Origin of the sequence: Moraxella sp. K02, assembly GCF_041154755.1 — a bacterium.
Taxonomy (GTDB): Bacteria; Pseudomonadota; Gammaproteobacteria; order Pseudomonadales; family Moraxellaceae; genus Faucicola.
In genome coordinates this window covers 698409-711372 of sequence record NZ_AP031590.1, presented here as the reverse complement: position 1 = coordinate 711372, position 12964 = coordinate 698409, and the positions used below count along the sequence as shown (strand labels likewise).

Below are 12964 nucleotides of genomic sequence, written 5' to 3'. Positions count from 1 at the left end.
CAAGTTGGAACGATATTTTTGATACTTCCACCAAGCCCGTCTGGCTCAAGCGTAATATCACAAAGACGATGGCAGATAACGTCTTAAGAACTATTTTCCTTAAGATTACCTCGTACCAGCTAACAAGCTGCCCCGCTGCACATCCATTGACCATTATTGTAATCGGTGAGTGATTGGCTAGTTACTAAACAGGCTAGTCAAATATATTGCTAAAACCACGATTAAAACCTAATATAAAGTAGCATTACATCACTTTATAAAAATGCGTATTTTAACAAAAGTAACTATATATTGCTGTTAACTGGCTAAAACACGGATAGTTTACTCATTTTATGTAAAAAATGCTAGTAGCAGGCTCCAATCTTCCGGTAATTAACCGTTAATTGAATAGCAACACTCTAGCAAAAAAACCCTGCAGTAAGCAGGGTTTGTCAGCCAAAAATCATTTGAATAATTTATTTAATGAAATAGTTAACTACTTATTGGTTAATCACATCAACGCCTTTAGGTGGCGTGAAGCTAAATTGATTACTGGCAATTGACGTATTGCGTTTCACATTTGAGAATCGAATACTGGTGGTTTGTCCCAAATTATCATTTAATACCATCATCACAGGATTACCGCTGTTAAAAGCGATGCCTAAGCTTTTAAAGTTGGCATTGCCACTTTTTGGATACAGCACGTAATAATTTTTTGAGGCAATCGGCTGGGTCACATTAAAACTATTGGCGATTTTGCTGGGATCACCTGACAAAATCAGTGCTGGGGTATCCCCTACTTGATTGCTCACGCTTTGCTTGGTCGCTTGATTTAAATCTTTATCGTATATCCAAAGCGTATTGCCATTGGCAACAATCAGTTGCGATGCCGTACCACCAATCTGCCAACGAAACTGATTTGGGCGTTGCACAGCCATGGTACCTGAGAAATTCTTTGATGCTTTACTTAAGCCCTTGCCACCTGTGCTAGAGGTAGTTTGACTAAAATTGGCGGTCATGCTTTTGACATTTTTAAGTAGGTTGTTTAAGTTTTTTGCCGCGCTTGCTGAGTTGGCGACAGCGGCATTGGCTGATTGCATGGCGACTGTCATCGGCATACTAGTAATCAATAATGCTGATAATGTACCAGTAGCTAATTTACTGATAATTTTATTGGTAGATGTTGTCATGGTAGGTCCCTCATTCAATAAAAATTGTTAAAAGTTTAGCAAAAGTATTCAAAAATAATATCAGCCCAACAGGCTAATCAATAAATTAAAAATTAAAAATTAACAAGTTAAGCTAAATTCGCTGACAAATATTGTCGCTAAATTTTTCTTACCCTACTAGACGCCCCATGCAATGATTGTTGTTGAAGTTGTAACAAATGTAACAATAGCTGAGCGCTAAGAAAGTTTTGACTAAGCACTGACCAAACAATGTCAAACCATTGAGGACTATCCAAAACCCGTTAAGAGACTTGACTACCAACAATAAAAAACCCAATAAGTGCGACTTATTGGGTTAATTTGTTTAACAACAAGCTGAGTGATTATTCAGCTGCGCCTTCAACAAATACGTAGCGACGATTGAATTTACCTTTAACGGCAAATTTTACGACGCCGTCAGTTAAAGCAAATAATGTATGGTCACGACCCATACCTACACCTTCACCTGCGTGAAATTCTGTACCACGTTGACGTACAATGATGTTACCAGCAACAACTTGCTGACCGCCAAAGATTTTTACGCCAAGCATTTTTGGGTTTGAATCACGACCGTTACGGGTAGAACCTGCGGCTTTCTTATGTGCCATGTCGATGTCTCCTAGAGATTAATGTGTTTGAAATAGTCAATTAAGCAGTGATTGCTTTGATTTTTAACAAAGTATACCATTGACGGTGACCTTGTTCTTTATGATAGTGTTTACGACGTTTGTGTTTTACAATACGTACTTTCTCGCCACGACCATGTTCTACTACTTCAGCTTCGACCACTGCACCGGCAACCACAGGTTGACCAATTTTGATATCGCTGCCATCAACGACCATTAAAACGTCTTCAATTTTGATGGTATCGCCTTTTTCAGCTTTTAGCAATTCAACTTTTAAATATTCATCTTGAACGACGCGATGTTGTTTACCACCACTTTTGATTACTGCATACATCTTGGTTGCTCCAATAAACCCGTACACCGTGGCTACCAAGGGCGATAACACTTCTACGACGGATACACAGGGAAATATAAGGTCGCAATTTTAACGTTTTTAGTATTTAAAATCAAGTAAAACTTCACGGATGTTGATGCGATTTTGGCTAATAAATTATTGCGCGTTTCTCAACGCAGTGTCCGCTCAGTAATACAAGTCGCCAATAAAAATACACAGCTATAACTTACACAAAAAACGGCAGTATGGTATGATTTTGCCGGCTTTCACCACAAGCCAAATACCACGAATTTTCACTCCAAGCTTTGAGCCAACCTATGCTAGACAATCAACAATTAAATCCTACATCCACTGCTATCGATGCGGGTGTTACTAAAGACAGTAACAGCACGCCTGTCACCTATCAGCAGATTCAATCTATTATCGCTGACGATTTCGAGATTATGGATAAGCAGGTGTATGGCAGTCTAAGCTCAAAAGTCAAACTGGTCATGTCGGTGAGTCAGCATGTCATCAACGCAGGCGGTAAGCGTATGCGCCCGCTGATTTCGCTGCTTTGCTCACGTATTTGTAACGATCAGCCTTCACAAGCTGCCATGCATTTGGGCGCAATCACTGAAATGCTGCATACTGCAACGTTAGTACATGACGATGTGATTGATGCGTCAGGTATGCGCCGTGGTAAGCCGACCGCGAATGCAACGTGGGATAATGCAACGGCTGTATTGGTCGGTGACTATCTGATTGCCCGTTCATTTAATCTTTTGGTAGGTTTTGGCTCGTTGCCGTTATTGCAGTTATTCTCGGATGGCACTTGTGATATCGCTGAAGGGGAAGTATTGCAACTACAACATCAGCATGACCCCAAAGCCACCGAAGCCGATTATATGAAAATCATTGACGGTAAAACCTCTCGGCTATTTATGATGGCAAGTCAAGGGGTGGCTATTTTGGAAAATCGCCCTGAATACAATGACGCCTTCGCCACATTTGGGCAGCACTTTGGTAATGCCTTCCAAATTATTGATGATATCTTAGACTTTGTCGGCGATAGTGAGGTGCTCGGCAAAAACGTGGGTGATGACATTGCTGAAGGCAAGCCAACCTTGCCGCTGATTAAAGCGCTTGAAATGACCACGGGTGATACGCATGAAAAATTACGGATTGCCATTCAGACGGGTGAAGTAAACGATACCCACGAAATTATTGAGATTGTCAAAACCAGTGGTGCACTGGCATATTGCCGTGACAAAGCGATGCAAGAAAGCGAGATTGCTAGACAAGCCGTGCTGACCTTACCAGATTCAAAATACCGTCAAGGTTTACTCGATTTGATGACGCTTGCCAGCCAACGGCTTTATTAATTGTTAATTAGCGCTGAGTGGTGATCAGTTTGATGTCCAATTCGATATGCGGTAAATCATACGTCATTAAGTCGTCATATAATTTTGCTAATTTTTTGATAGCTTTTTGATTAATAGTTTTATAATTGATGGCTTTTTGATTGTTAGCTTTTTAATTATGGATGCTGTATGTCTGATGTTATGCCCACTTCATTACCCGATATTAAACAACAACTTATCGAAGAAAAAACTAAAGAAATTCAAGCGCAATCGGCATTAGACACCATTGAATCACCTGCCACCATCGACATTAAATTTCGACCTTCCAAACACGCGGATTTTATGCAAGCCGCCAAGGTGCACACCCCAAAGTATAAATTCTATGTGGAAGTCGGTGGCAACCCTACCCACCCTACCATCGTACTGATTATGGGGCTAGGCGCGCAAAGCTTGGTATGGCCCAATGAATTTTGCTATGCGCTAATCAATGCTGGATTTCGGGTCGTGCGATTTGACAATCGCGACATTGGCAAATCCAGCAAGCTTAAGCACAAAAAATTGACCCCCGCTCATGATTCCCCCATTTATAAAGCCAAATTGCTGGGCAGATTCGGACTGGGGCTACCGCTAAAAAATTTGGAAACACCGTATGATTTGTACGACATGGCAGAAGATGCCTATCAACTGCTCAAAATATTGGGGATCAAAAAATACTTTGTGATTGGTCAATCGATGGGCGGTATGATTGCGCAAATCATGGCAGTGCGTTATCCCCACCAAGTAGAAAAATTGGGACTATTATCCACCAGTAACAATCGACCCTTTTCGCGCCCACCCGCTGTTGAAGCCATCAAGGCCTTTACCCAGCCACTACCCGAAAGCCAAGATGCTGACGCATTGACCCAGCAGTTTGTGCAGACCATCAAGACCATCGCCAGCCCCGATTACTTTGATGAACAAGCGGCCTTGAGTAAAGCTAAAAAACTGTTTAAACGGCGTTTTTACCCAAAAGGCACGCAGCGGCAGTTACTGGCGATTTTGGCGACGGGGTCACTGGTCGATATTGACAAACAAATTCACCAGCCCACCCTCATCATTCATGGCAAACAAGACAAACTCATTCCATTTAGTCATGCCTATTCGCTTGCCAAGCATATTGCACACAGTCACTTGATACTCATTGATGAGCTCGGTCACGACATGCCACTTGCGCTGATAGAACAACTGGCAAGCCAGTTTATCGCGCATTTTAGTTACAATGCGCCAATCAATTGATTGTGATGCGAAAATTAACTCATTGTGATGATAAGCATTTGCTCCCATTCAACCTTTAAATCGGCTGGGATTGGCAAATCTTTTTCAAAATAGTATTTAAAACTTGACATCAAGATAGTTGCCATCATGGTGGCTTGGTAATCAATCGCCTCAGCCGTCAAATAGTCTGTCGCCTTTTGTTTTTTAGCCAGTTCAATAAAGTTTTGCTTACCCATCAAAAACATATCATGATAAAGATTGTGGTGTTGGGTACGGATTTTCCACAGGGCTAGCATCTGTTGGCGGCGTTCAAACATTTTTTGTGAATGATTTTCCATAATCATTTGTAGCATTTGACTATCAGCATTGAGCCTGTCTTGAAATAGCTGGCTGACTTCCTGCTTGAAATCATCAATCATCTGCCCAGCCAAATCACCCTTACCACTGTAATATTTATAAAAAGTAGCGCGATTGACTTTGGCGCGCTCCAAAATTGCTTGGATAGCAATATCGTTGTACTCCTGCTCGGACAACAATATAATAAAGGCTTCACGGATGGCTTTATGGGTTTTGACAACACGTAAATCAGGTGACTTGTTACGACTTAAAGTCATGCGCAAATGTTTCCTTGTTAAAAAAATCGATCAATGGCTTTGACATTTTAAAATTTTTATGTATACAAATAGGCAATAATTGTTGCTTAAACACTTACTTTGTTTAATATTGTCGGTTTCCCAATTAGAGATTTTTTTTTAAAATAATGGCTGCCGATCACTAGGTAGTAATGTAGCTATCTTTTAGTTATCCTAAAGTTTTGTGTCTTATCGTAAATATTGCAACAACAATGTCGCATTTATTTTATAATATTTTTTTAAAATTCCCTATTTTTTATGAGGTTGGTATGAGATACCCAGTGTTGTTCATGGTGTCATTAGCGAGTTGTAGCTTATTAATCGGGTGTAATAAGTCAGACACAGCAGCCCAGCAACAAAGTGGCGGCGGTGCAGGAGCACAGGCGCAAATGCCACCCACAATAGTCAATGTACAGCCTGTAACATTCCAAACGATTCCACTTACCAAAGAGTTATCAGGTAAAGTTGTCGCCTATCAACAAGCCACCGTTACGCCGCAAGTATCAGGTATTATTGACCGCCAGTTGTTTCGCGAAGGCACTTTTGTCAAACAAAATCAGCCGTTATATCAAATCAATACCGATAGCTACACCAGTGTACTTGCCGGTAGTCGCGCAAGCCTTGATCAAAGTCTTGCCAGTGTCAATACCGCAAAAGCCAACTATAATAATGCCTTAGCGGTGCTAGAAACCCGCCAAGCCGAACTTGCGCTGGCTCAAACCAATTTAAACCGTCTAAAACAGCTACGTGGTACTGAAGCTATCTCCAGTCAAGAATATGACCAAGGGGCGACCGCCGTGCGTACCGCGCAAGCAGCGGTTAAAAATGCGCAGGCGCAAGTCGGGGTGGCACAAGCCAATATTGATGCCGCCCAAGCAGCGGCTCGCGGCGCACAACAATCAGTGAATAGCAACCAGCTCACCATGAGCCGTACCGTGGTTAAAGCGCCTATTAGTGGTATCACCAGTCGCTCAAATGTCAATGTCGGTGCGCTTGCCACCGCGGGCTCGACGCAGATGGTAACCGTCTCGCAGCTCAATCCAATTTATGTCGATATCAGTCAGTCAGCCGCCGAGTTATTGGCACTTCGTCAGCAATTTGCGGCTGGTAAACTTAGCACACCACGTACCGCTCAGGTTCAGTTAAAGCTCGCTGATGGCTCAACCTACCCGATGGTAGGACAACTTCGCTTTGAAGAAGCTAAAGTGGATATAGTAAACCCTAAATTAAACTGCACAGTATTTAACACAATCATGAAGCGAATCGAAGTCATTAATCGAGAGTTTTACCTTTTGCTTAACCACTGCCCACTTATGCTCCACAGGATTTAACTCAGGAGAATAAGGTGGTAAGTACAGTAACGTTAAGTTGTATTTTTCGGCAATCTGTTTTAAATCACCACCCCGATGAAAACGCGCGTTATCCATGATTAAAAAACGCTGTGGGTAGCTGTCGAGTTCATCTTTAGGCAAAGATTGACCAAGCGTGTGAAGCCAATTTTCTACCGTATCACGCTTACACCCACCTTCAAAGGTCACAGGCGCAATCAGTTTAAATTCAGCCATACTCATTGCACCGATAAGATTTAAGCGTTTGCCTTTATTGGCATCCATTTTAGCATAGCAAGGTGTGCCAACCGGTGACCAGCTACGATGATAGCTTTGTCTTTGGTAAAAGCCTGTTTCATCCATAAATAGGATGTTGGTTAGACCAAACCAAAAAGCCATGATAGCTAAACATACGCTGAAACCTTGCTGTTTTACGGGGTCTGATTCTTTGTAGGTGAAGGTCTTTTTTTAAATGTCCAGTTGATACGATGTAAGGTATCGACAAACGCATTGTAGGATATACTGACATCGGGATGGTCTTTTAAATATTGTTCTCGTAGCTGTTTAGCGGTATCAAATTGTTTAGCTTTGACATATCGTTCAAAGCTATCAAGGTCAGTGATGATGTGTTTTACACCCGTTGGTTGTGCTTTCTTAGGTTCGGTATTGCCTTGGTCGTGGTACAAGGCTATCCAACTGTTAAGCGTGTTGCGACAGATGCCGAATATTCTCGCTGTTTTGCTTTTGTTATTTGTTTCTTGCCAGTAGGCTATGGTGCGTTTGCGTAAGTCTTGGTCGTATAGGTTTGGCATGGTGCTATCTATGAAAGTTTAAGTTGTGTTCATTATAATACAGGATTTACTATAGTACCACAGGCACGGTTAATCTGCGTGCGGTATTTAGCAATGATAACTTTGTGCTGTTGCCAGGGATGATGGTGAATGCCCAGTTGATTCAAGGTATTATCAATAATGCCGTATTATTACCACAAAGTGCCATTAATCGTACAGCCAAAGGTGAATCAACCGTGTATGTGGTTGACGCCAATAATAAAATCCAAGTACGCCCAGTTACAGTTCAAGGTACGCACCAAGGTCAATGGATTGTCACTAGCGGTCTAAAACAAGGTGAGCAAGTGGTGATGGTTGGTGGCGCCAAAGTCAAACCAGATCAGCAAGTCAAAGCCATGCCTTATGTGGCATCGCAGCCAGCCTCAACCGCGGTACCGACCAATGCTTCTACCACGACGACGACCAAAACGACCGTAACAAATAGCTCAACTACCGCCAAAACTGCGCAACCATAAGCACGGGAGATATCATGTCACGCTTTTTTATTGATAGACCCATCTTTGCTTGGGTGATTGCCATGCTCATCATGCTGATGGGTATCTTAGCAATTTTTAAATTACCGATTGAGCAGTATCCACGTATTGCCCCACCTACCATTAGTATCTCAGCCACCTACCCAGGTGCCGCTGCCCAAACCATTGAAGACTCCGTCACTCAGGTGATTGAGCAAAAAATGAAAGGGCTTGATGGATTGATGTATATGTCCTCAAGTTCATCATCCAGTGGGGCTGCGCAAATCACCTTGACCTTTGAGAATGGGACAGATCCCGATACAGCACAAGTCCAAGTCCAAAACAAACTGCAATCTGCCATGAGTTCGCTGCCAGAGATGGTGCAGCGCATGGGGGTCAACGTCAATAAGTCCACGAGTGGCTTCTTGATGGTACTGGCGATGACATCTGAAGATGGCAGTATGGATCGTGCCGATATTGCCGATTATCTCAACTCCAACGTGGTTGACCAGATCAGCCGTGTCGAGGGTGTAGGTAACGTCAATGTGTTTGGCTCTGCGTATGCCATGCGTATTTGGTTAGACCCTGAAAAACTTCGTACCTATGGTTTAATACCCTCGGATATCACCAGCGCAGTTCAAGCGCAAAACGCACAAGTATCAGCCGGTCAGTTAGGACAAACACCCACTGACGAAGCCCGTCAAGTCATTAATGCCACCGTGACTGTGCAAAGTTACTTACAAACCCCAGAGCAATTTCGTAATATTTTACTTAAAAGTAATACAGATGGTGCGCAAATTCGCTTGGGTGATGTCGCCAAAGTGGAAATTGGTAGTGAAAGCTACAGCGAGATTGCCCGCTACAATGGCAAGGATGCGGCAGGTATCGGTATCTCACTGTCATCTGGCGCCAATGCTTTAAGCACACGTAACGCCGTAGAAGCCAAACTTAAAGAGCTTGAACCTAATTTTCCTGCGGGCTTAAAAGCCTCAGTTGCTTATGACACCACGCCATTTGTACGTTTGTCGATTGAGGAAGTAGTCAGAACACTTGCTGAAGCGATTGCACTGGTATTCTTAGTGATGTTCTTGTTTTTACAAAGCTGGCGCGCAACGATTATTCCTACGTTGGCAGTACCTGTGGTAATACTGGGTACGTTTGGTATTTTGTACGCATTTGGCTATACCATCAATGTGTTGACGCTGTTTGCCATGGTGTTATCCATCGGTCTGTTAGTCGATGACGCGATTGTCGTGGTCGAAAACGTTGAGCGTTTGCTGGAAGAAAATCCAGACATGACGCCACTGGAAGCCACCCGTGAATCAATGCGCGAAATCAGTAAAGTGGTGATTGGTATTGCCTTGATTTTGTCGGCGGTATTTTTACCGATGGCATTCTTTGGCGGCTCAACTGGGGTGATTTATCGACAGTTCTCAGTGACGCTTATCAGCAGCATGGTACTATCTGCCTTAGTTGCGTTGATTTTCACCCCTGCCCTATGTGTGACTATCCTCAAACGCACTAAAGCCCATGACAAACACAGCGGGCATCAGACCGGTTTCTTTGGCGCATTTAACCGTATGTTTATGCGTCTTAGTGAAGGCTATGAAAGCTTCGTAGGTCGCAGTATCAAAATGCGCTGGCTATATATGATTCCTTATGCCTTGGTGATTGCGGCATTGGTGTTCTTATTTACCCGTATTCCAAGTTCATTTATTCCCGAAGAAGACCAAGGTGTGCTGTTGACATTGGTGCAACTGCCTGCCGGTAGTACCCAAAATCAAACGCAAGCGGTTATCGAAAAGGTCAACGCCTATTATAAAACCCAAGAAAAAGACCTTGTAGAATCTGTATTTACGGTCAATGGCTTTAGTTTTGCCGGTCAAGGGCAAAATATGGGATTGGCATTTGTACGCTTAAAAGATTGGGATGAGCGCCCTGGTAAAGAAAATACCGCGCAATCGATTGCCAAACGTGCCATGGGTTATTTTATGACCCAAGTCAATGAAGCCCAAGTATATGCCATTTCACCGCCTGCTATTCAAGGTTTGGGTACGGCAACGGGTTTTGATCTGCAGCTACAAGACTCCGGCAACTTAGGTCACGAAGGCTTGCTGCAAGCCCGTAACATGCTACTGGGCATGGCGGCGCAAAATAAACAAGTCAGTGGCGTGCGTCCAAATGGACAAGAAGATTCACCCCAATATAAAGTCAACGTCAACTATGATGCTGCTGCTGCGATGGGTGTCGCGCCGAGCGTGATTAACAGTGTTCTTAGTACCGCTTGGGGTAGTAGCTACGTCAATGACTTTATGGATCGTGGTCGTATCAAAAAAGTGTATATGCAAGGTGAAGCTGAGAGCCGTACCACCCCAGAGGATATCAACAAATGGTATGTACGCAACAGTGACAATCAGATGATTCCGTTTAGCTCATTTGCCACCGGTGAATGGCAGTATGGTTCGCCTACGCTAACGCGTTACAACAGTTTGTCATCGATGAACTTGCAAGGTAACGCAGCTCCAGGACTGAGTACCGGTCAAGCGATGACTGCGATGGAACAAATGATTGCCAAACTGCCAAAAGGTATCAGTTATGAATGGACAGGTTTATCATTAGAAGAGAAAAAATCTGGCGCCCAAGCACCTATGCTGTACGCCATTTCGATTTTAGTGGTGTTCTTATGTCTAGCTGCGCTGTATGAAAGCTGGTCAATTCCCTTTGCAGTGCTGCTTGTTGTGCCACTTGGGGTATTAGGTGCTGCACTGTTTACGGGTTTACGTGGGCTTTCAAACGATATTTATTTGCAAGTAGGTCTGCTGACCGTTGTGGGTTTATCTGCCAAAAATGCGATTTTGATTATTGAATTTGCCAAAGAACGACAAGATTTGGGACATAATCTATATGATTCGGTTACGGTCGCTGCTCGCCAACGCTTACGCCCGATTATCATGACATCATTGGCGTTTGGTATTGGTGTGGTACCCTTATTCTTGGCAACAGGCGCAGGCTCAGGTAGCCAAAATGCGATTGGTACAAGTGTGTTAGGCGGCGTGGTCAGTGCAACTATCCTAGGGGTGTTTTTTATCCCAATGTTCTATGTGTGGATACGCTCACTGATTAAAGGTAACAAACCGCATGACCCCAATGACGGCAATGATGGTGACTTACAACCCGTATCACCCTACTCACCTAATCCTGCTGAACCTGTCGCTGTCACACAGCCCACACAGGTGAGCATCTATAAGCCTGATGATAGTTCACAATCCAACCATCAATAAGACATAAATGGGTAAACATTTTACCCATTTAATCTTTTACAATAACAAACACATTATATTTATACAGGTAAGTTATATGGATTCTACCTTTCGCCTAATACCCCTGACCGCTATAGTAGCTACCCTACTCTCGCTCACCGCTTGTCAAACCATTCCAAAAGCCAAAACTGAGCCTGTCGTAGCACAGCCGCATATCGCAATTAATCAGCCTTATGAAACCTATGACAGTCAGACCGTCAGCGGCACCAGTCAGCCGAGCATCGCGTCTCAGCGTTGGCAGGATTTTTATAGCGATGCCAAGCTAAAACAACTGATTCAATTGGGGTTAGACAATAACAAAGACATCAGTGCCACGATTTTGGCGATTCAAAAAGCCCGCGCACAGTACCAAATCCAAGACATCGCCGATGTGCCTACTATCAATTCATCTGCCAATGTAAATCGTGCAGGTGACTTCAAAGGCAATGCTGCCAACACTTATAATGTTGGACTAGCCATGTCAAGTTACGAGTTTGACTTTTGGGGACGTATTGCGAGCCTCAAAGATGCCGCCTTACAAAACTACCTTGCGACCACCGCTGCCAAAGATGCCGCGCAAATTAGCTTGATTAGTAACATTGCGCAAAGCTATGTGGCCTACAGCTATAGTTTGGCACAACTGCAACTTGCCAAACAAACCTTAGCCACACGCCAAGATTCACTTCGCATTAACCAGCTGCGTTTTAAAGCAGGTCTTGATTCGCAGCTAAGTACCGTACAAGCCCAAGCGGCGGTTGAAGCTGCCAAAGTGTCTATCGCCCAAGCACAAACCAATTTGTTGACCAACCAAAATGCCTTACGCTACCTAGTAGGCGCCCCGGTGGATAATAGCCTACTACCTGCAGCGGGCATTAGTAGCATCACCAATAATCGTATTTTTGGCACGGGCTTACCCAGTGATTTATTATTGTATCGTCCTGATTTGCGTCAAGCGGAATATAACTTAAAAGCCGCAGGGGCAAATATTAACGCCGCGCGCGCGGCGTTTTATCCAACCATTAGCCTATCCGGCAATGTGGGTGCTGCCAGCTCAAGCTTAGGCGATTTGTTTAAAACAGGCGCATTTAGCTGGGGTTTTGGACCGAGTGTGAGCTTGCCGATTTTTGATGCAGGTCTACGTAAAGCCAATTACCAAGTGAGTGAAATCGAGCAACAACAAGCGCTAAATACCTATGAAAAAGCGATTCAAACCGCTTTTAAAGAAGTCAATGACGTATTTGCCAATCGCGCAACGTTAAATCAGCAGTTGACCGCGTACAACCAGTCGCTCGCTGCCAACCAAAAATACTATCAAATTGTTCAAGCCCGTTTTAAAGCAGGTTTGGACAATTATTTGGGCGTATTGGATGCACAGCGTTCGATTTATAGCAGCCAACAAAGTATTCTAAATACCAAGCAGTCGCAATTGCTCAGTCAAATACAGCTATACCAAGTTTTAGGCGGCGGGGTAAGTCGCGATGTGCCGCTCGAAACACCCATAGAAAAACATACAAATTTCAGCACCAAGTTGTCACAGGTTGCTAATAATGCCCAGCAAAAAATTACTGATGCAGCCCATCAGCCTGACCAAGCGAGCACTACAACCACCTCAACAACGACCACTACAACAACCGTCCAACCTTAATACATTAGACCTA

The 12964-nt window shown here is 43.6% G+C and carries 12 protein-coding genes and 1 pseudogene; 7 read left to right on the top strand and 6 right to left on the bottom strand.

The window, feature by feature from the left end:
• Nucleotides 1-479: 479 nt before the first annotated feature.
• From lolA to rplU, 3 genes are all read right to left on the bottom strand, one after another.
• The gene (gene lolA, locus ACAM39_RS03265) at nucleotides 480-1169 is read right to left on the bottom strand and encodes an outer membrane lipoprotein periplasmic chaperone LolA (protein WP_369628211.1); all 690 of its coding nucleotides are present in this window, start codon (nucleotides 1167-1169) and stop codon (nucleotides 480-482) included.
• A gap of 362 nt (nucleotides 1170-1531) precedes the next feature.
• Entirely contained in the window at nucleotides 1532-1795 is a 264-nt protein-coding gene (gene rpmA / locus ACAM39_RS03260) for a 50S ribosomal protein L27 (RefSeq protein WP_036591251.1), read from the bottom strand.
• 40 nt (nucleotides 1796-1835) lie between these two features.
• Nucleotides 1836-2147, bottom strand: a complete 312-nt coding sequence (rplU, locus tag ACAM39_RS03255) for a 50S ribosomal protein L21 (protein ID WP_007115464.1) — start codon at nucleotides 2145-2147, stop codon at nucleotides 1836-1838.
• Nucleotides 2148-2590: 443 nt separating this feature from the next.
• Here rplU and ACAM39_RS03250 point away from each other — a divergent pair, with 443 nt between their 5' ends.
• The gene (locus ACAM39_RS03250; RefSeq protein ID WP_369628558.1) at nucleotides 2591-3511 is read left to right on the top strand and encodes a polyprenyl synthetase family protein; all 921 of its coding nucleotides are present in this window, start codon (nucleotides 2591-2593) and stop codon (nucleotides 3509-3511) included.
• 168 nt (nucleotides 3512-3679) lie between these two features.
• Nucleotides 3680-4765, top strand: coding sequence for an alpha/beta fold hydrolase (locus tag ACAM39_RS03245; RefSeq protein WP_369628210.1), 1086 nt, complete (start codon nucleotides 3680-3682; stop codon nucleotides 4763-4765).
• A 14-nt stretch (nucleotides 4766-4779) separates the two neighbouring features.
• Here the strand turns inward: ACAM39_RS03245 and ACAM39_RS03240 are convergent, their stop codons facing one another.
• Nucleotides 4780-5358, bottom strand: coding sequence for a TetR/AcrR family transcriptional regulator (locus ACAM39_RS03240; protein ID WP_369628209.1), 579 nt, complete (start codon nucleotides 5356-5358; stop codon nucleotides 4780-4782).
• 287 nt (nucleotides 5359-5645) lie between these two features.
• Here ACAM39_RS03240 and ACAM39_RS03235 point away from each other — a divergent pair, with 287 nt between their 5' ends.
• The gene (locus tag ACAM39_RS03235) at nucleotides 5646-6707 is read left to right on the top strand and encodes an efflux RND transporter periplasmic adaptor subunit (protein WP_369628208.1); all 1062 of its coding nucleotides are present in this window, start codon (nucleotides 5646-5648) and stop codon (nucleotides 6705-6707) included.
• Here the strand turns inward: ACAM39_RS03235 and ACAM39_RS03230 are convergent.
• A complete protein-coding gene (locus ACAM39_RS03230) occupies nucleotides 6603-7103 on the bottom strand; it encodes an IS630 family transposase (protein ID WP_369628142.1) in 501 nt (166 codons plus the stop codon). The genes ACAM39_RS03235 and ACAM39_RS03230 overlap by 105 nt on opposite strands.
• A gap of 32 nt (nucleotides 7104-7135) precedes the next feature.
• Nucleotides 7136-7516 (bottom strand): helix-turn-helix domain-containing protein, encoded by a 381-nt coding sequence (locus ACAM39_RS03225; RefSeq protein ID WP_101965293.1) that lies wholly within the window; start codon nucleotides 7514-7516, stop codon nucleotides 7136-7138.
• 44 nt (nucleotides 7517-7560) lie between these two features.
• On the opposite strand from ACAM39_RS03225, the pseudogene ACAM39_RS12430 reads away from it, so the two are divergent.
• The 4 genes and pseudogenes from ACAM39_RS12430 to ACAM39_RS03210 all read left to right on the top strand — a co-directional run.
• Nucleotides 7561-7617, top strand: a pseudogene (locus tag ACAM39_RS12430) (hypothetical protein); the annotation flags it as partial.
• A gap of 3 nt (nucleotides 7618-7620) precedes the next feature.
• The gene (locus tag ACAM39_RS03220) at nucleotides 7621-8010 is read left to right on the top strand and encodes an efflux RND transporter periplasmic adaptor subunit (RefSeq protein WP_369628207.1); all 390 of its coding nucleotides are present in this window, start codon (nucleotides 7621-7623) and stop codon (nucleotides 8008-8010) included.
• Nucleotides 8011-8024: 14 nt separating this feature from the next.
• Nucleotides 8025-11288 carry an efflux RND transporter permease subunit gene (locus ACAM39_RS03215; RefSeq protein WP_369628206.1) on the top strand — a complete coding sequence of 1088 codons (3264 nt, stop codon included), beginning with the start codon at nucleotides 8025-8027 and terminating at the stop codon, nucleotides 11286-11288.
• Nucleotides 11289-11364: 76 nt separating this feature from the next.
• On the top strand, nucleotides 11365-12951 hold the full coding sequence (locus tag ACAM39_RS03210) for an efflux transporter outer membrane subunit (protein WP_369628205.1): 1587 nt from the start codon (nucleotides 11365-11367) through the stop codon (nucleotides 12949-12951).
• Nucleotides 12952-12964 lie beyond the last annotated feature (13 nt).

Coding starts and splice junctions, on each gene's coding strand:
- ACAM39_RS03250 (WP_369628558.1), top strand. CDS start 2,591: ATGGATAAGCAGGTGTATGGCAGTCTAAGCTCAAAAGTCAAACTGGTC.
- rplU (WP_007115464.1), bottom strand. CDS start 2,147: ATGTATGCAGTAATCAAAAGTGGTGGTAAACAACATCGCGTCGTTCAA.
- ACAM39_RS03240 (WP_369628209.1), bottom strand. CDS start 5,358: ATGACTTTAAGTCGTAACAAGTCACCTGATTTACGTGTTGTCAAAACC.
- rpmA (WP_036591251.1), bottom strand. CDS start 1,795: ATGGCACATAAGAAAGCCGCAGGTTCTACCCGTAACGGTCGTGATTCA.
- ACAM39_RS03215 (WP_369628206.1), top strand. CDS start 8,025: ATGTCACGCTTTTTTATTGATAGACCCATCTTTGCTTGGGTGATTGCC.
- ACAM39_RS03225 (WP_101965293.1), bottom strand. CDS start 7,516: ATGCCAAACCTATACGACCAAGACTTACGCAAACGCACCATAGCCTAC.
- lolA (WP_369628211.1), bottom strand. CDS start 1,169: ATGACAACATCTACCAATAAAATTATCAGTAAATTAGCTACTGGTACA.
- ACAM39_RS03245 (WP_369628210.1), top strand. CDS start 3,680: ATGTCTGATGTTATGCCCACTTCATTACCCGATATTAAACAACAACTT.
- ACAM39_RS03210 (WP_369628205.1), top strand. CDS start 11,365: ATGGATTCTACCTTTCGCCTAATACCCCTGACCGCTATAGTAGCTACC.
- ACAM39_RS03235 (WP_369628208.1), top strand. CDS start 5,646: ATGAGATACCCAGTGTTGTTCATGGTGTCATTAGCGAGTTGTAGCTTA.
- ACAM39_RS03230 (WP_369628142.1), bottom strand. CDS start 7,103: ATGGCTTTTTGGTTTGGTCTAACCAACATCCTATTTATGGATGAAACA.